Source organism: Burkholderia sp. KBS0801 (assembly GCF_005937855.2).
GTDB lineage: Bacteria > Pseudomonadota > Gammaproteobacteria > Burkholderiales > Burkholderiaceae > Burkholderia > Burkholderia ambifaria.
The window spans coordinates 479,650-496,747 of sequence record NZ_CP042178.1 but is presented as its reverse complement, the minus strand read 5'-3'; the positions used below and the strand labels follow the sequence as shown (position 1 = coordinate 496,747).

The window sequence follows — 17,098 nt, the reverse complement described above, 5'->3', positions numbered from 1 at the left end:
GACGACCCACCGGAATCCGCCGGCCGCCCCGCGATCCGCGTCGCTCGACTCGTTGTCGAGTGCGCGCCGACGCGAACGCAACCACGACAATCCACGGCGCGCCGTTACGCGGCCAGGCGCTCGACGCCACGGCCGAACGCACGACGCCGCAGAGGAAACCAACCGGTGACGGACATCAATCAAGCCGCCTCGCGCGGCACCCGCAAGCAACGGCCAGCCGTCGGCATCTCGCTGTTTGCGCGGGACGGCCAGGCGATCTGGGAAAACGGCATTCACCAGAACATCGCGTACCTCGCGATGATGCTGAAGCGCTCGGACCGCGTCGGCCCCGTCTATTTCCTGAACGGCGGCGACGCGAACGCACTGCCGCTCGGCCTCGAACTCGATGGCCTCGACGTGCCGCTCGTGAAGCCCGCCGACGTCACGCACGAGCTCGACGTCGTGATCGAGATGGGCGCACAACTGCCGCTCGAATGGCTCAGGCACGTGAAGGCGCTCGGCACGAAGCTCGTCGCGTGCTACGTCGGCCACACCTACAGCGGCCTCGCCGAAACGCCGATCTTCGACAAACCATCGGGGCACATCTTCAACGGCACGCAGTTCGACGAAGTGTGGGTGCTCGAGAAGTCGCAGAAGATCGACGTGCCGCTCTTGCGCACGCTCACGCGCGCGCCGGTTCATACGATTCCGCATCTGTGGTCGCCGTACTTCCTCGATCGCCGCATCGCCGCGCTGGCGAGCGAAGGCGTCACGTTCGGCTATCGGCCCGGCCGCCGTCCGTGGCATCTCGCCACGCTCGAGCCGAACATCTCGGTCGTGAAGTCCTGCCATTACCCGATGCTCGTATGCGACGAGTTCTACCGCGCGCATCCGGATGCCGTGCAGCATCTGTTCGTCGTCAACGCGATGCACATGAAGGCGCATCGGACCTTCGTGCACTTCGCGAACAGTCTCGACCTCGTGCGCCAGCACAAGGCGACGTTCGAGCCGCGCATCGACCTGCCCGGCTTCATGGCGCGTCATGCGGATGCCGTCGTGTCGCACCACTGGGAAAATCCGCAGAACTATCTGTACTACGACGTGCTGTACGGCGGCTATCCGCTGATCCACAACTCGACGCTGCTCGGCGACGCCGGCTATTACTACCCGGACTTCGATTCGGTCGCGGGCAGCCACGCGCTGCGCGATGCATGGCTGCATCACGACGAGCGGCTCGACGACTATCGTGCGAAAGCCGACCGGCTGCTGCAGTCGGTCTCAATCGACAACCCCGCGAACCTGGACGCGTTCGTCGCGCGCCTGGTCGCCTGAACCGGAGCATACGCATGTCGGACTCCAATGCCCGTCAAGCGCCCGGCGACGGCAAGCGTCTCGTCGTCGGCGTGTCGCTGTTCGTGCGCGGCGCCGGCCAGTCGCTGTGGGAAAACGGCATCTTCCAGAACTGCCTGCTGCTGATCCTGCTGCTGCGTCAGTCGCCGCACGTCGCTCAGGCCGTGATGGTGAACGGCGGCGAACAGCTCGCCGATCCGCAGTTGATGCTCGGCGAATGGGACGTGCCGCTACTGTCGATGGACGAAGCGCTGCAGCGCTGCGACGTGCTGATCGAAATGAGCGCGCAGTTCAGCGCCGATTACCTGCGCGCGTTCCGCGACCGCGGCGGCAAGGTCATCACGATGCGGGTCGGCAACGACTACGTGATCGACATCGAGCGCGCGATGTTCGACAAGCCGTCGGGCTTCCTGTTCTCGGGCGCGCCGTACGACGCGGTGTGGACGATTCCGGAATTCGAGCGCTCGTGCCTGCACTATTACCAGACGGGCCTGCGCGCGCCGGTGACGATCGTCCCGCACATCTGGCATCCGATGCTGTTCGACAAGGCGCGTGCGACGCTCGGCGCCGGCCTGTCGTTCGGTTATCAGCCCGGCAAACCCCGCTGGCGCGTGACGATGTTCGAGCCGAACATCTGCATGGTGAAGACGAGCATCATCCCGATGCTGGTGACCGAGGAGGCGTATCGCGCGAAGCCCGAATTCCTCGAGTTCGTGCGCGTGTGCAACACGCTGCACCTGAAGGAACATGCAACGTTCGTCCACTTCGCGAAGAGCCTCGACATCGTGAACCACGGGATCACGACGTTCGAAAGCCGCTACGCGGTGTATGAGTTCATGGCGGCCTACGGCGACGCGGTGGTGTCACACACGTGGGAAAACGCGCAGAACTACCTGTACTACGAACTGCTGTACGGCGACTATCCGCTGATCCACAACTCGCCATTCCTCGGCAAGGCCGGGTATTTCTATCCGGACTTCGATTGCCAGGCCGGCGGCCGCGCGCTGCTGCAGGCGTTCGACGAACACGACGCAAACCTGGAAGCGTATCGCGAGCAATCGAAGCACGTGCTCGATTCGGTCAGCATCTACAACCCCGACAACGTCGCCGCGTATTCCGACGCGATCGCATCACTCTATCGCGACGCATGACGCGCCGCCCTCTTCCCTCTTCGGACTCCGACATGAACGCACACCGCCCTCTCTCCCGCGCGAAATGGCTGATCGGCTGCGCCGCCGCGTCGCTCGCGATCGGCGCGCACGCGCAATCCGGCGGCGAATCGGCCGACGCACTGCTGCGCGACGCCGACGCGGTGTTCAAGCAGCTCGACGCCGGCCAGTACGGCGCGGTATGGACCGATTCCGCCGCGTTCGTGAAGGCACGCATCAAGCAGGACCAGTTCGCGGCGGACATGCAGCGCGCGCGCCAGTCGGTCGGCACGGTCCGCCATCGCGGCTGGGCGCAGGTCACGCGCATCCGCTACACGAACGCACCGGCAACGCCCGACGGGCTTTACGCGAACGTCGACTACGCGACGACGCTCACGACCGGCACGACCGTGTACGAAAAGCTGAGCTTTCGACTCGACGACGACGGCCGCTGGCACCTGACCGGCTATGTGCCGCGCCAAGGGCAGGATTTCACGCCGTAAGCTGCACTGCGTCCGAAGCCGGCGATGACAATCATCGTCGCGATTGCGATCATCGTGCGGCGCGACGCTGCGCAGTCGCGGATGATGGGCGTGTTCATCGAACCGTCGCGAACGATAGGCGACGCGCGCCGGGAATCCTGAGGTTTCGTTAACAACTGACGGTGCGGTTGCCGGGCAAGCGCATGCCTGCGATCAGTAAGCGTCAAGCGGGCGCGACGCTTGCACGCCGCCGTCTGCGCGCCATGCGGCAAACGCGCGGCCATGCCGGCGTCCGATCCGCGCGAGCCTCGTGAAACATCGGAGTGCGGCGCCGCTGACCTGGCCGGCGCGCCTCGCGAGGCTGCCCGATACACCGCAGGCGATCGCCGAATCCTCGCCGCAAGCGCCCGCAAATACGCCGGCGTAGTAGTGCCGTGCCGCGAGTTCGCGACCGTCGGCGTCGAGCGGCTTCATCCGGTGAATGCGGTGCGCGACGGCCTGCAGGCCGTCGAGATACGGCGCGACGTCGATCGGCGTATCGGTCGATTCCGCGCCGAGCTGCCACACCATGTCGGCCAGTTCGGCGATCGCGACGAGTTCGCGCGCATCGGCTGCCTGCGTGCCCGTTCCGTGCCCGATCTTGTTCGTCGCCGCCATGCCCACGCCCCTTTGCGATCCATCGTTACCCGATACCTGCGCCCGGCGCCCGCGCCGCTGCGTCATGCGGCGGCCGGCGACCGCCAGGTGAAGCGAATGCCCTGCGCCCACGCGACGCCGGAATCCAGGATGATCTGCCGATCGATCTCGTTCTCCACGCCTTCGACGACGACGTGCCGCGCGCTTTCATGCGCAAACGCGATCAGCCGGCGAAACTGGTAGCGCCCGATCGCGTTGCGCTTGATCAGCGACAGCACCGACTTGTCGAGCTTCACGATATCGGGGTTGCCGACCACCAGGTTGTTCAGCGCGCTGAAGCCGACGCCGAAATCGTCGATCGCGACGCGGCATCCTGCCTGGCGGAACCGATTCACGAACGAACGGCCCGCGACGGGGTTCAGCGGCCCCGTCTCGGTGATCTCGACGACCAGCCGCGCCGCGACCGACGGCTCGCGCTCGAGCCGCCTGAAGATGGCCAGCCACGCGTCGTCCACCGCCGCGCTCGCCGCCGCGACGTTGCAGCCATACACGGCCTGCGGATCGGCACGCAGCGCGTCGATCGTCCGGCTCACCACGAGCCGGTCGAACCACCGCATCAGCCCGAGCGACTCGAGGCGCGGCAGGAACGCGAGCGGCGGCAACGCGTCGCGCGAGCCCCAGCGCAACCGCGCGAGACATTCGTGATACAGCACGCCGCCCGACAGGTCGGCGCGGCAAACCGGCTCGCGCACGAACCCGAGCCGGCTTTCGACGAAACTGCGTACCGACGCAAGGTCGGGGTGATCGTCAGGCGCGCCGAACACGAGATCGATTTCGTCCCGATTCGCTACGCTGTTCGCCTCCAGGCGAGGTTCGACCGCATTCATCCGGCGCTCCGGCAATTGTCGGGCCGCCGATGACGGCCCGCGCTCTCGATACATGTGGCGCGCGCCGACCACGACACGCGCCACCGCCTATCCGGCCCATCCTCTTGTTTCGATCTTTTCAGGGAGCGTACTTTTCATTTCGGCGCGCCGTCAAATCCGATATTGTCAACGATATTCAAATACCGAAAATACACCATGCATGCACGTCGCCGACAGTGCGGCAGGCCACACAAAACCATCGGCGATATTGCGTGCTCACACGCACGCCTTTGGCAAAAATAGATTTATCGAGGGTCTCGCTTCAAAATCAGGCGGCCGTTATTTCGTATGATTAATATTCGGTAGCGAAACCGCATCCGGACATGTCGCCCGCATTCGCCGCGAGGCCCTGCTGGCGCGTCACCAGCGGGCTCCCATCGGGCATTCGGCCCCCGGAGAATTCAATTTCGCCGTTTCAAACGATATTGAAAATGACAAAACAATAGTCCACCCAAATAAAATGACAATATCGGGCCGAACTATACGGCATTAGTCAATTGAAAGATCTTTAACAATCTTTCCGATTTGTTAACCTATAAAATGATTTCTGACGGACTTCCCTCGGAGCCGTCAATTTAGTGCCTTCAAAAACCGTCGAATCTTCCCCGGTTCGGCGGTTTCTTTTTTACGGCGGGATTTTCATCAGACATTAACGCGGGTCCACCGGCTGCGGCAGGCGTCACGCAATCAAGCTCAAGCAGCCGTCGCGCCGATCAGATTTGCGAGCAGCGCGTCGTATTCGGCGACGAGCGCAGGGTTGGCCGACGTATAGCGGCCGAGGATCTCGCGCTGGCGCCGCGTGTACCCCTGCCAGTCGTCGTCGTGCGTGTGCAGCGCGTGCAGCAGCGCCTGCGCGCCCTGCTGCACGTCGTTGTCCGGATAGTAGTAGCCGAGATCAGGCGCGAGGCTCGCGTTGTGCACGAGCGGATAGCCCTGCCAGCACACGTCGAAATAGAAGTAGTTGAGCGGGTTCGACCATTGATGCGACACGACGATGTCGGTGAGATCGGCCAGGAACAGCGGCGTGTCGAAGCGTCCGACGAAGCTCGCCTTGCCCGCGCGCACGATGTCCAGATAGTTCATCAGCATCACGAACTCGGGGCTGTCGTGTGCGAGACGGTCGGCGTTCGTCACGTGCGTGAAGCAGATCGCATCGGGGTCGCTGCGATACGCTTCGTCGATGATCAGCATCGGGTACACGCAGAACTTCACGACGTTGTGGTTCGGCTCCATCACCGTGAGCCGCTTGCCCAGCTCGCCGCGCGGCCGGTATTCGCCGTGCTCGGGCAGCGATGCCGCACGCGCGCTCAGGAACATCGGATCCCATACGAACGGCACGACGCGCCCCGGGCAGCGACGCAGCGACTGCAGGAACGGCAGCGATGACGGTGCGATCTGCGGAATCGCCCACACCTCGTCGTAGCCGCGGTTGATGAACAGTGAGTCCCACAGCCGGCGGCCGAACAGCATCGACTCCATCGCGTTGATGTACTCGACGCCGCAGCAATAGCTGACGATCTTCGCGCCGCGCGCCTTCAGGTAGTCCGTCTGCGCGGCGTCGATCTGGCCACCGAGCTCGATCACCACGTCGAGCGCATCCTTCATGTCGGCGAATGCGCGCGTGTCGAATACGGTGCGATCCCACGGCAGCGCGTCGGTGAGCGGTACGTCGGTCGTGTTGACCAGCGTCACGCGATAGCCATGCGGCGACGCCATCAACAGCTTCGCGAGAAACAGCGCGTTCTGCTTGATGCCATTGATCCACAGGCTTTCGTCGGGGGCGCGCAGACCGATCGTGATACCGATGCGCAGGCCGTTCAGGACAGGAGACGTCATCGTCGGCGGGACGGGAAATTGAATGGACGCGATGTGGCGCGCATGGCGGCGCACCCCGGGAACAACGCGTCATTCTAGCGGACTGCCGGCCGCAGGACTGTCATGGATGGTCAGCGATGGACGGGTTACGGCGCGCCCGTTGCCGAGCTGTCACATCTCCCATCGTCCGGCTTCGATTGCCGCCTCCATCATCCGGATGGTCAGCGGACGCTCCAGGATTTTGTCCCTGGCGCCGCTGCTGAACGGCGACTTGAACACTTCCACCAGAAATCGACCGAAACCCAATTTTCTGGAGGGGTAGTAATAATCCACATCGAAAGCAGAAATATCGACACCGAACGATTCCGAAAATCTCCGCATCAATCTCAACATGGCTCTGTCGGAAAGCTCAAGATCAATGCAGAGATCCGTTTCCGGGGTAATTTCAAGCTCACCCCACAACGGCGAATCAGCCTCCTCCCGCACCATCTCGATCAGACGAGCGTCCATCAAAAACGATCCTCCGGCTTGACCAGGCGATTGTACGTGACTGCAGAGCGATACATTATGATCGATACGTCGGCAGCTGTAATGATCCATCCGGCCACCGGCACCGCCCGTCCGACAAATACGCCGAGCTCCCTGGTAAATTTCACCTTGAGAAGCACGAGACTCTTGAATGAAGTTACCGTTGGAAGAATTTTGTGCTTGATTTCATAGGGGAGCAACCTCCGTGAAACCCTTGATGCGACCGATGTCCCCTTGACCGCTCCGTGGAATTTTCCTCGGGTAGGCACAAATCTTTGCCCCAATAAAATCATTGCGATCCCGACAGCATCATCGATGCCCAATTCATCACAGGCGACGTCGATCACGATCAGGCAAAACAATTCCGGCGGCGTCAGATCTCCGTGGCCCCCGTAATCATATTTGTTCGCCATTTTTATTTTCTCTCCACTCGCTCTTTTGATCATTGCGCAATGCACCGGACTGCGCATCCCGATCGTCACGGTAGCGCTGCCCATCGAGCGTGAGCAGAAAGATGTGATGGCTTCGCTCATCCAGCGTGACATCCGGAAAGCGATCGCTGTCATTCCGTGCCTTGCTCCACGGGGGATCAGGCGAATTCGCGTTGCCGATGAAGCGGAGGAGAAGCCGTTTTCGATCTGTTAACGAGTGTTGCAACAGCCGAATCGACGAGAAACGGCGCATGTTGCGCCGCTGATCAACGGCCGGGATCGGTTGATGGCCCAGAAACCATGAAAACGTTGCACGCGCATCTTTTACTTTTTGTATGCGATCGACGATTCGCGAGCGGACGCCCGCGCTATCCGTGAGGGCCGGCAAGGGCCCTCACGCACACGCCGCGATCAGTCTTCCGCCATCACCAGCAACTGCGCGCCATCCGCGACCTGATCGCCGACGCCGTACAGCACTTCCGCGACGACACCCGTGCCCGGCGCGCCGATCGTGTGCTCCATCTTCATCGCTTCCATCACGATCAGCGGCGTGCCGGCCTCGACCTTCTGGCCCGGCTCGACCAGCACCGCGATCACCTTGCCGGGCATCGGCGCGGTCAGGCGGCCGCCGCCATGCTCGGCATCGCCCGCGTGCGCGAGCACGTTGCGCCATTCGAACGTCTCGGCGACACCCTGCGTGAACACGTGGAAACTGTCGCCGTCCGCATATACGCGGCCGCTGCTGCGCACGCCGTCGAGCGTCACGTCGAAGTCGAGCGGCGTCGCGCCGCGCGTCCACGCGAACGGCTGCGCGGCCGCGTCGCCGGTGGCGAGGCTCGCGTGGCCGCCATTGTCGTCGTAGGTGACCGTCACGTCCGCTTCGCGATCGGGGGCATGCCATTCGAGCGTGCGGCGATAGCCGCCGTTCAGCCGCCAGTCCGGCAGCGCATGCCACGGCGACACGCCCTGCTGCGCGGCCGCCCCGCGCTCGCGCGCGAGCAGCGCCGCGCAGGCCAGCGCCAGCGTCGTACGCGGCGACTGTTGCGGCGCGAACAGCGCATCGTGGTTGCGCTCGATCAGGCCGGTGTCGAGATTGGCGGTCGCGAACGGCTCGCTCGCGACGATCCGCTGCAGAAACGCGGCGTTCGTGTGCAGGCCGACCACCTCGCAAGCCCGCAGCGCGCGCAGCATCGTGCCGAGCGCTTCCGCGCGGTCCGCGCCGTGCACGATCAGCTTCGCGATCATCGGATCGTAGAACGGCGTGATCGCGTCGCCTTCGCGCACGCCGCTGTCGATGCGCACCGGCGCGCCGATCGCGAACTCGACGCCTTCCGGCAGCCGCAGGTGCTTCAGTGTGCCGGTGGACGGCAGGAAGCCGCGCGCCGGGTTTTCCGCGTAGAGCCGTGCCTCGATCGCATGGCCCTGCACGCGTAGTTGGTCCTGCGTCAGCGGCAGCGGCTCGCCCGCCGCGACGCGCAGTTGCCACTCGACGAGATCGAGCCCGGTGACCATCTCGGTGACCGGATGCTCGACCTGCAGGCGCGTGTTCATTTCCATGAAGTAGAACGCGTCGGCCGTCATGATGAATTCGACGGTGCCCGCCCCGACGTAATGCACCGCGCGCGCGGCCGCGACGGCCGCCTCGCCCATCGCGCGACGCAGGTCGTCGGGCAGGCCCGGCGCCGGCGCTTCCTCGAGCACCTTCTGGTGACGGCGCTGCACCGAGCAGTCGCGATCGAAGAGGTAGACGGTGTTGCCGTGCGTGTCGCCGAACACCTGCACTTCGACGTGACGCGGGCGCGTCAGGTATTTCTCGATCAGCACCCGGGCGTTGCCGAAGCTGCTCGCGGCCTCGCGCTGGCACGACGCGAGCGCCGCCCGGAAGTCCTCGGAGCGCTCGACCACGCGCATCCCCTTGCCGCCGCCACCCGCGCTCGCCTTCAGCAGCACCGGGTAGCCGATCTCGTCGGCTTCGCGATGCAGATTGGCCGTATCCTGGTCGTCGCCGTGATAGCCGGGCACGAGCGGCACCGCGGCCGCGTGCATCAGCGCCTTCGCGGCCGCCTTCGAGCCCATCGCCGCGATCGCGTCGACCGGCGGCCCGATGAACACGATGCCGGCCGCTTCGCATGCGTGTGCGAAATCCTCGTTCTCCGACAGGAAGCCGTAGCCGGGGTGGATGGCCTGCGCGCCGGTCGCGCGCGCGGCCTCGATGATGCGCAAGCCGCGCAGGTAGCTGTCCGCGGCCGCCGCGCCGCCGATATGCACGGCTTCGTCGCATGCGGCGACGTGCTTCGCGTTCGCGTCCGCGTCGGAATAGACGGCGACGCTCGCGATCCCGAGACGTTTGCACGTCGCGGCGACGCGGCAGGCGATTTCGCCGCGGTTGGCGATCAGAATCTTGTCGAACATGGCTTCGGTGTCGTCCGGAAAGTTATTGGCACGCCGTCATTCACGCCACGAAGGCGTGCGCTTCTCGAGGAACGACGCGATCCCTTCGCGCGCTTCCGCGCCGGCGCGGGTGCGCGCGATCCAGTCGGCGGTCTGCTCGATCAGCGTCGCGTCGAGCGGCCGCCCGGCCACGTCGGCGACGAGCCGCTTGCACGCCCGCACCGCGTCGGGACCGTTCGCGACGAGCGCCGCGGCCAGCTTCGCGACCGTTTCGTCGAGCGCGTCGGCCGGCACTGCATCGTGAATGAAGCCGAGCGACGCGGCGCGCGCGCTGTCGAACACTTCGGCCGTCGTGAAGTAGCGGCGCGCCGCGCGCTCGCCCATCGCGCGCACGACGTACGGCGCGATCGTCGCGGGAATCAGCCCGAGCCGCGCTTCGGACAGACAGAACTTCGCGCCGTCGGCGGCGATCGCGATGTCGGCCGCCGCGACGAGGCCCACGCCGCCTGCATACGCGTCGCCGTGCACGCGCGCGATCACCGGTTTGCCGCAGCGATGAATCGCCTCGAGCATCCGCGCGAGCTTGCGCGCATCGGCACGGTTCTCGTCGTCCGAGTAACCGGCCATCTTCTTCATCCAGTTCAGGTCCGCGCCCGCGCAGAACGCGGCGCCTTCCGCCGCGAGCACGATCGCGCGCACGCCCTCGTGCGCGTCGAGCCACTCGAACGCGGTGGTCAGCTCGGCGATCGTCGTCTCGTCGAACGCGTTGCGCACGGCCGGGCGCGCGAGCGTGACGGTCGCCACGCGGTCGGCCTCGTGTACCTTGATCGTTTCGTATCGCATCGGTCAGCCCTCCCGGCCGTTACATGCGGAACACGCCGAAGCGCGTGTCGTCGATCGGCGCGTTCATCGACGCGGCGAGGCCGAGCCCCAGCACGTCGCGCGTCTGCGCGGGGTCGATCACGCCGTCGTCCCACAGCCGCGCGCTCGCGTAGTACGGATGCCCCTGGCGCTCGTACTGGTCGCGGATCGGCTGCTTGAACGCATCCTCCTCCTCGGCCGACCACGCGCCGCCCTTCGCCTCGATGCTGTCGCGGCGCACGGTCGCGAGTACCGACGCGGCCTGCTCGCCGCCCATCACCGAAATGCGCGCGTTCGGCCACATCCACAGGAAGCGCGGGCCGAACGCGCGGCCGCACATCCCGTAGTTGCCCGCGCCGAACGAGCCGCCGATGATCACCGTGAACTTCGGCACCTTCGCATTCGACACGGCCGTCACCATCTTCGCGCCGTGGCGCGCGATGCCTTCGTTCTCGTACTTGCGGCCGACCATGAAGCCCGTGATGTTCTGCAGGAACACGAGCGGGATCTTGCGCTGGCAGCACAGCTCGATGAAATGCGCGCCCTTCACGGCCGATTCGGAAAACAGGATGCCGTTGTTCGCGATGATCCCGACCGGATGGCCCCAGATGTGCGCGAAGCCCGTAACCAGCGTCGTGCCGAAGCGCGCCTTGAATTCGTCGAACTCAGAATCGTCGACGATGCGCGCGATCACCTCGCGCACGTCGAACGGCTTGCGCGTGTCGACCGGAATCACGCCGTACAGGCTCTTCGCGTCGTAGCGCGGCGGCTTCGGTTCGCGCAGCGCGAGCGGCGACGCGATCTTCGGCGCGAGATGACCGACGATGTTGCGCGCGATCGACAGCGCATGCGCGTCGTTCTGCGCGAGATGGTCGGCCACGCCCGACAGGCGCGTGTGCACGTCGCCGCCGCCGAGATCCTCGGCGCTCACTTCCTCGCCGGTCGCGGCCTTCACGAGCGGCGGCCCGCCGAGGAAAATCGTGCCCTGGTTCTTCACGATGATCGACTCGTCGCTCATCGCCGGCACATACGCGCCGCCCGCCGTGCACGAGCCCATCACGACCGCGATCTGCGCGATCCCCGCGGCGGACATCGTCGCCTGGTTGAAGAAGATGCGCCCGAAATGGTCGCGATCGGGAAACACGTCGTCCTGGTTCGGCAGGTTCGCGCCGCCCGAGTCGACGAGGTACACGCACGGCAGCCGGTTTTCCGCGGCGATTTCCTGTGCGCGCACGTGCTTCTTCACGGTGATCGGATAGTAGGTGCCGCCCTTGACCGTTGCGTCGTTGCACACGATCACGCACTCGCGGCCCGCGATCCGGCCGATGCCGGTGATCACGCCCGCTCCGGGCGCGTCGTCGTTGTACATGCCATTCGCCGCGAGCTGCGAGAACTCGAGGAACGGCGCGCCGGGATCGAGCAGTTGCGCGATCCGGTCGCGCGGCAGCAGCTTGCCGCGTGACAGGTGCTTGTCGCGCGCGGCCTGGCCGCCGCCTTGCGCGAGCTGTTCGATCTTCGCGCGCAGGTCGGCGACGACCGCCTCCAGCGCCGCGGCGTTCGTGCGGAATTCTTCCGAACGCGGGTTCAGTTTCGATTCGATGATCGGCATCGACGGGGCTCCGTTCGCGTGACGTGGGGCGTTACATCGTTTCCGCGAACAGCTCGCGGCCGATCAGCATCCGGCGGATCTCGCTCGTGCCGGCGCCGATCTCGTACAGCTTCGCATCGCGCCACAGACGACCGACCGGGTATTCGTTGATGTAGCCGTTGCCACCGAGGATCTGGATCGCCTCGCCGGCCATCCACGTGGCCTTCTCGGCCGTATAGAGGATCACGCCCGCGCAGTCCTTGCGCACCTGGCGAATATGGTCGCTGCCCGCCGAGTCGAGATGGCGGCCGACCGCGTACAGGTAGGCGCGGCACGCCTGGAACGTCGTGTACATGTCGGCGACCTTGCCCTGGATCAGCTGGAACTCGCCGATCGACTGGCCGAACTGCTTGCGGTCGTGGATATACGGAACCACCGCGTCGAGACACGCGGCCATGATGCCCGTCGGGCCGCCCGACAGCACCGCGCGCTCGTAGTCGAGGCCGCTCATCAGCACCTTCACGCCGCCGTTGAGCTGGCCGAGGATGTTCTCCTCCGGCACCTCGACGTCCTGGAACACGAGCTCGCCCGTGTGCGACCCGCGCATGCCGAGCTTGTCGAGTTTCTGCGCGACCGAGAAGCCCTTCATCCCCTTCTCGACGATGAACGCGGTGATGCCGCGCGAGCCGGCGTCGAGGTCCGTCTTCGCGTAGACGACGAGCGTGTCGCAATCGGGGCCATTGGTGATCCACATCTTCGTGCCGTTGAGCACGTAATGGTCGCCGCGCTTGTCGGCGCGCAGCTTCATGCTGACGACGTCGGAGCCCGCGTTCGGCTCGCTCATCGCGAGCGCGCCGATGTGTTCGCCCGACACGAGCTTCGGCAGGTACTTCTGCTTTTGCGCGTCGGTGCCGTTGCGGTGGATCTGGTTCACGCACAGGTTCGAGTGCGCGCCGTACGACAGGCCGATCGACGCCGATGCGCGCGAGATCTCCTCCATCGCGACCATGTGCGCGGTGTAGCCCATGTTCGCGCCGCCGTATTCCTCGGCCACCGTCATGCCGAGCACGCCGAGATCGCCGAACTTCTTCCACAGATCCATCGGAAACTGGTCGGTGCGGTCGACCTCCGCCGCGCGCGGCGTGATTTCCTTCGCCGCAAACGTCGCGACGGCGTCGCGCAGCATCTCGATGTCTTCACCGAGCATGAATTGCACGCCGGGCAGGTTGATCATGTCTCCTCCGTCTCCAGAAAGTGGGTCGCACGCGCCGATTTCTGAGTTTCGCTCAAATCGGATCAATGCGTCGATTCATTAAGCCAATACAGCGGAAATTTTGCACAGTTTCGCGCCTCGTCCGGCTTGGCGTCAATAGTTTTTTGAGTGATACTCAGATATCATCGCAGCATGACAGCCGCTCCCGCCGACACCATGACCGCAACTGCCAGACCCGACCGCGCCGAGCCATCGCGCGCACCTGCCGGGCGCAAATCCCAGCAGCGCGTGCAGGACATCCTGCGCGCCGGTCGTGAAGTGTTCGCCGAAAAGGGTTACGAGCATGCGACGGCCGCCGAGATCGCGCAGCGCGTCGGCGTGTCGGAGGCGACGGTGTTCAGCTATTTCCGCGGCAAGCGCGAGCTGTGCGCACGCGTGATCGCCGACTGGTATGACGAAATCATTGCCGCGTTCGAGCACGGGATGCCGGTGGAGGCATCGGTGCAGCAGCAGTTCGCGTTCATCGTGCGCACCCACCTGCGGCTGATGCTGGTGAACGGCACGGGGCTGTGCGCGCTGGTGCTGTCGGAGGGTCGTGCGAAGCAGCATGCGCTGAGCGACGAGCTCACCGCGCTGCAGCGCCGCTACACGGCGCCGCTGATGGACGTGCTCGCGCGCGGCCAGGCGGCCGGGCAGGTGCGCCGCGACATGCCGCTGAGCCTGCTGCGCTCGATGGTGTTCGGGCCGATCGAGCACGTGCTGTGGGATGCGATCCTCGGGCACCGCAAGCTCGATACGGAAACGACGGCCACGCAGCTGGTCGACATGCTGTGGGCGGCCGTGCAGCCGCCCGCGCCGGAGCAGGCGGCGTTGGTGCGCTTCAGGAACGAGGTCGCGGAAGCGGTGCGGCGGCTGGAAGGGCACGCGTCACGCGCGTGACGCTGGCGGGTTTCGCCTGCCTTCACCTGCCCCCGCCGCTTCTACTTCATCTCGCGAAAACCGCCCGCTACGAATCCTCGCTCACCCGCAGCGGCGCGCGGCTCTGCTCGTTGTTCAGATGGACGAACTTGCGCAACAGCCGCATCAGTTCCTCCGAATCGTCCTCTCCCATCCCGTCGAACAGGCCGGCACGCAGCTCCTTCACCGACGGAATCAGGTGCGTGAGCAGTTCCACGCCCGCCGGCGTCAGCAGCAGGCGCCGCTGACGCCGCGGCAGCACTTCGCGGACGATCAATCCTTTCGCTTCGAGCCGGACCGCGAGATCCGCGGTGGTCGACGTGTCGAGCGCCACCCGCTGCGCGAGCGTCACCTGGTCGAGCCCCGGGCATTCGTAGAGCATCCGCAGGACCGCGTACTGCACCGGCGTCACGTCCCGGCCCAGCTTTTCGTAGAACATCGCAACCGCGATCTGGTGCGCGCGCCGGATCAGGTGCCCGGGTTCGTCGTACAGATCGAGCGGGAATGCCGGCGCGTCGGCGGGATTGGTTTTTTCCATGGATGAGTCGATGACATAGGCGGCGCACGCCGTTGCGTGCACCGACGGCATGACGCTGCCTCGCGCCATTTCCCGGGAAAACCAGTATACCGCCCGCCTTGCTCCAGCCAATCTCAATGCGTACACTGAATCTCATTCAGTACACGGAATGAAGACGTGCCGCGTATCGGCGGCACCGCCCTGAAGGAGACGATGAACGTGTTTCTCAAGAACGCTTGGTACGTAGCCTGCACGCCCGATGAAATCGACGGCAAGCCGCTGGGCCGCAAGATCTGCAACGAGCCGATGGTGTTTTACCGCGCGGCGGACGGCCAGGTCGCCGCACTCGAGGACTTCTGCCCGCACCGCGGCGCGCCGCTGTCGCTGGGGTTCGTGCGCGACGGCGTGCTCGTGTGCGGCTATCACGGGCTGGAAATGGGCTGCAACGGCAAGGCGACCGGCATGCCGGGCCAGCGGGTCGGCGGCTTCCCGCCGATTCGCAGCTTCCCCGTCGTCGAACGGTACGGCTTCATCTGGGTGTGGCCGGGCGATGCGTCCGAAGCCGATCCCGCCCGGCTGCCCGCGCTGTCGTGGGCCGAGGATCCGGCCTGGGCGCACGGCGGCGGCCTGTATCACATCCGCTGCGACTACCGGCTGATGATCGACAACCTGATGGACCTCACGCACGAAACGTACGTGCATGCGACGAGCATCGGCCAGAAGGAAATCGACGAAGCGCCGCCGAAGACGACCGCCAACGGCGACGAAGTCGTCACGAGCCGCTTCATGCAGAACGTGATGCCTCCGCCGTTCTGGCGGATGGCGCTGCGCGGCAACGGGCTGGCCGACGACGTGCCGGTCGACCGCTGGCAGATCTGCCGCTTCACGCCGCCGAGCCACGTGATGATCGAAGTGGGCGTCGCGCATGCGGGCCACGGCGGCTACGACGCGCCGGCCGAGCTGAAGGCCTCGTCGATCGTGGTCGACTTCATCACGCCCGAGACGGACACCTCGATCTGGTACTTCTGGGGGATGGCGCGCAACTTCCGGCCCGACGATCACGCGCTGACCGCCGAGATCCGCGAGGGCCAGGGCAAGATCTTCGCCGAGGATCTCGAGATGCTCGAGCGCCAGCAGCTCAACCTCGAGCAGTGGCCCGACCGCAAGCTGCTCAAGCTGAACATCGACGCCGGCGGCGTGCTGTCGCGCAAGGTGATCGAGCGGCTGCTCGCCGCCGAACAGGCGTCGAGCCCGCAGCGCCCCGTGATTCCGGTCGCGCAGGTCAAGGAGGCGTCATGAACGCCGAGACGCTGACGGTCCGGGTCGCCCGCAAGTGGCAGGAAGCGCGCGACATCTGCGGCTTCGAATTCGTCAGCGACGACGGTTCGCCGTTGCCGCGCTTCGACGCCGGCGCCCATATCGACGTGCATTTGCCGGGCGGCCTCGTGCGCCAGTACTCGCTGTGCAATCACCCGGAGCACGGCGACCGCTATCAGATCGCGGTGCTGCGCGATGCCGACGGCCGCGGCGGGTCGCGCGCCATTCACGACGAAGTGCGGCAAGGCGATACCGTGCGGATCGGCCTCCCGCGCAATCAATTCCCGCTCGCGCCCGACGCACCGCACCACCTGTTGCTCGCCGGCGGGATCGGCGTCACGCCGATTCTCTGCATGGCGGAACGCCTGTTTTCGTCCGGCATGTCATTCGACATGCACTACTGTGCGCGCTCGGCCGACCGCATGGCGTTCGTCGAGCGGATCAACGCAGCCGGGTTTCATGACCGCACCCGCTTCCACGTCGACGACGGCGACCCCGCACAACGCCTCGACCTGGCCTCCGTGCTCACCGCGGCGCCCGACGGCACGCACCTGTACGTATGCGGCCCGCGCGGCTTTATGGATGCGGTGCTGAACGCAGCGCGCCGGCGCAACTGGGCCGACGAGCGGCTGCACTACGAGTTCTTCGGCGGCGCGGCGGCGACGTCCGGCGCGGATCGCGCGTTCCAGGTGCGGATCGCCAGCAGCGGCAAGGTGATCGACGTGCCGGCCGAATGCACGGTCGTCGCGGCGCTGGCGGCCAACGGCATCGACGTGCTGACGTCGTGCGAGCAAGGCGTATGCGGCACCTGCGTGACGCGCGTGCTCGAAGGCGAACCCGACCATCGCGATTCGTATCTGACGGAAGCGGAACAAGCGGCCGGCGACCAGTTCATGCCGTGCTGTTCGCGATCGCGAACCGACCTGCTGGTACTCGATCTGTAGACGGACCGCGCGGCA

17 protein-coding genes are annotated in these 17,098 nt (G+C 65.6%); 6 read left to right on the top strand and 11 right to left on the bottom strand.

The features are described 5' to 3' along the window. Nucleotides 1-165: 165 nt before the first annotated feature. From FFI87_RS19025 to FFI87_RS19015, 3 genes are read left to right on the top strand one after another with little or no spacing between them, the layout of a single operon-like run. Nucleotides 166-1,311: a DUF2827 domain-containing protein gene (locus FFI87_RS19025; protein ID WP_138849501.1), complete on the top strand. Its 1,146-nt coding sequence runs from the start codon at nt 166-168 to the stop codon at nt 1,309-1,311. A 14-nt stretch (nt 1,312-1,325) separates the two neighbouring features. Beyond that, a complete protein-coding gene (locus tag FFI87_RS19020) occupies nt 1,326-2,480 on the top strand; it encodes a DUF2827 domain-containing protein (protein WP_138849502.1) in 1,155 nt (384 codons plus the stop codon). A gap of 32 nt (nt 2,481-2,512) precedes the next feature. Continuing rightward, nucleotides 2,513-2,980, top strand: a complete 468-nt coding sequence (locus FFI87_RS19015; protein ID WP_012366804.1) for a DUF4019 domain-containing protein — start codon at nt 2,513-2,515, stop codon at nt 2,978-2,980. A gap of 192 nt (nt 2,981-3,172) precedes the next feature. On the opposite strand, the gene FFI87_RS19010 is transcribed toward FFI87_RS19015, so the two are convergent. The 10 genes from FFI87_RS19010 to FFI87_RS18965 form a co-directional block, all read right to left on the bottom strand. Next, nucleotides 3,173-3,616, bottom strand: coding sequence for a hypothetical protein (locus FFI87_RS19010; RefSeq protein WP_138849503.1), 444 nt, complete (start codon nt 3,614-3,616; stop codon nt 3,173-3,175). Between the two features lie 62 nt (nt 3,617-3,678). Continuing rightward, nucleotides 3,679-4,482 carry an EAL domain-containing protein gene (locus FFI87_RS19005; RefSeq protein WP_012366806.1) on the bottom strand — a complete coding sequence of 268 codons (804 nt, stop codon included), beginning with the start codon at nt 4,480-4,482 and terminating at the stop codon, nt 3,679-3,681. 732 nt (nt 4,483-5,214) lie between these two features. Beyond that, nucleotides 5,215-6,357, bottom strand: coding sequence for a DUF2827 domain-containing protein (locus FFI87_RS19000; protein WP_138849504.1), 1,143 nt, complete (start codon nt 6,355-6,357; stop codon nt 5,215-5,217). Between the two features lie 150 nt (nt 6,358-6,507). Beyond that, nucleotides 6,508-6,846, bottom strand: coding sequence for a DUF1493 family protein (locus tag FFI87_RS18995; protein WP_012366809.1), 339 nt, complete (start codon nt 6,844-6,846; stop codon nt 6,508-6,510). Continuing rightward, nucleotides 6,846-7,277, bottom strand: coding sequence for an STM2901 family protein (locus tag FFI87_RS18990; RefSeq protein WP_012366810.1), 432 nt, complete (start codon nt 7,275-7,277; stop codon nt 6,846-6,848). Before FFI87_RS18990 ends, FFI87_RS18995 begins: the two co-directional genes overlap by 1 nt. After that, a complete protein-coding gene (locus FFI87_RS18985) occupies nt 7,261-7,683 on the bottom strand; it encodes a hypothetical protein (RefSeq protein ID WP_138849506.1) in 423 nt (140 codons plus the stop codon). The genes FFI87_RS18990 and FFI87_RS18985 overlap by 17 nt, the downstream gene beginning before the upstream one ends. 23 nt (nt 7,684-7,706) lie before the next feature. After that, the gene (locus FFI87_RS18980) at nt 7,707-9,707 is read right to left on the bottom strand and encodes an acetyl/propionyl/methylcrotonyl-CoA carboxylase subunit alpha (RefSeq protein ID WP_138849507.1); all 2,001 of its coding nucleotides are present in this window, start codon (nt 9,705-9,707) and stop codon (nt 7,707-7,709) included. A gap of 36 nt (nt 9,708-9,743) precedes the next feature. Next, nucleotides 9,744-10,529 carry an enoyl-CoA hydratase/isomerase family protein gene (locus FFI87_RS18975; RefSeq protein ID WP_138849508.1) on the bottom strand — a complete coding sequence of 262 codons (786 nt, stop codon included), beginning with the start codon at nt 10,527-10,529 and terminating at the stop codon, nt 9,744-9,746. Between the two features lie 19 nt (nt 10,530-10,548). Beyond that, a complete protein-coding gene (locus FFI87_RS18970) occupies nt 10,549-12,156 on the bottom strand; it encodes a carboxyl transferase domain-containing protein (protein WP_138849509.1) in 1,608 nt (535 codons plus the stop codon). Between the two features lie 31 nt (nt 12,157-12,187). Further along, entirely contained in the window at nt 12,188-13,369 is a 1,182-nt protein-coding gene (locus FFI87_RS18965) for an isovaleryl-CoA dehydrogenase (protein ID WP_012366814.1), read from the bottom strand. Nucleotides 13,370-13,540: 171 nt separating this feature from the next. Between FFI87_RS18965 and FFI87_RS18960 the strand changes: the two genes are divergently transcribed. Further along, nucleotides 13,541-14,287 carry a TetR/AcrR family transcriptional regulator gene (locus tag FFI87_RS18960; RefSeq protein WP_041490099.1) on the top strand — a complete coding sequence of 249 codons (747 nt, stop codon included), beginning with the start codon at nt 13,541-13,543 and terminating at the stop codon, nt 14,285-14,287. 67 nt (nt 14,288-14,354) lie between these two features. Here FFI87_RS18960 and FFI87_RS18955 read toward each other — a convergent pair whose 3' ends face one another. Next, the gene (locus FFI87_RS18955) at nt 14,355-14,843 is read right to left on the bottom strand and encodes a MarR family winged helix-turn-helix transcriptional regulator (protein ID WP_041490208.1); all 489 of its coding nucleotides are present in this window, start codon (nt 14,841-14,843) and stop codon (nt 14,355-14,357) included. A 198-nt stretch (nt 14,844-15,041) separates the two neighbouring features. Between FFI87_RS18955 and FFI87_RS18950 the strand changes: the two genes are divergently transcribed. Both FFI87_RS18950 and FFI87_RS18945 read left to right on the top strand, forming a co-directional pair. Next, nucleotides 15,042-16,121: an aromatic ring-hydroxylating oxygenase subunit alpha gene (locus FFI87_RS18950; protein ID WP_138850230.1), complete on the top strand. Its 1,080-nt coding sequence runs from the start codon at nt 15,042-15,044 to the stop codon at nt 16,119-16,121. Next, nucleotides 16,118-17,083, top strand: coding sequence for a PDR/VanB family oxidoreductase (locus tag FFI87_RS18945; RefSeq protein WP_138849510.1), 966 nt, complete (start codon nt 16,118-16,120; stop codon nt 17,081-17,083). The genes FFI87_RS18950 and FFI87_RS18945 overlap by 4 nt, the downstream gene beginning before the upstream one ends. The last annotated feature ends 15 nt before the right edge of the window (nt 17,084-17,098 follow it).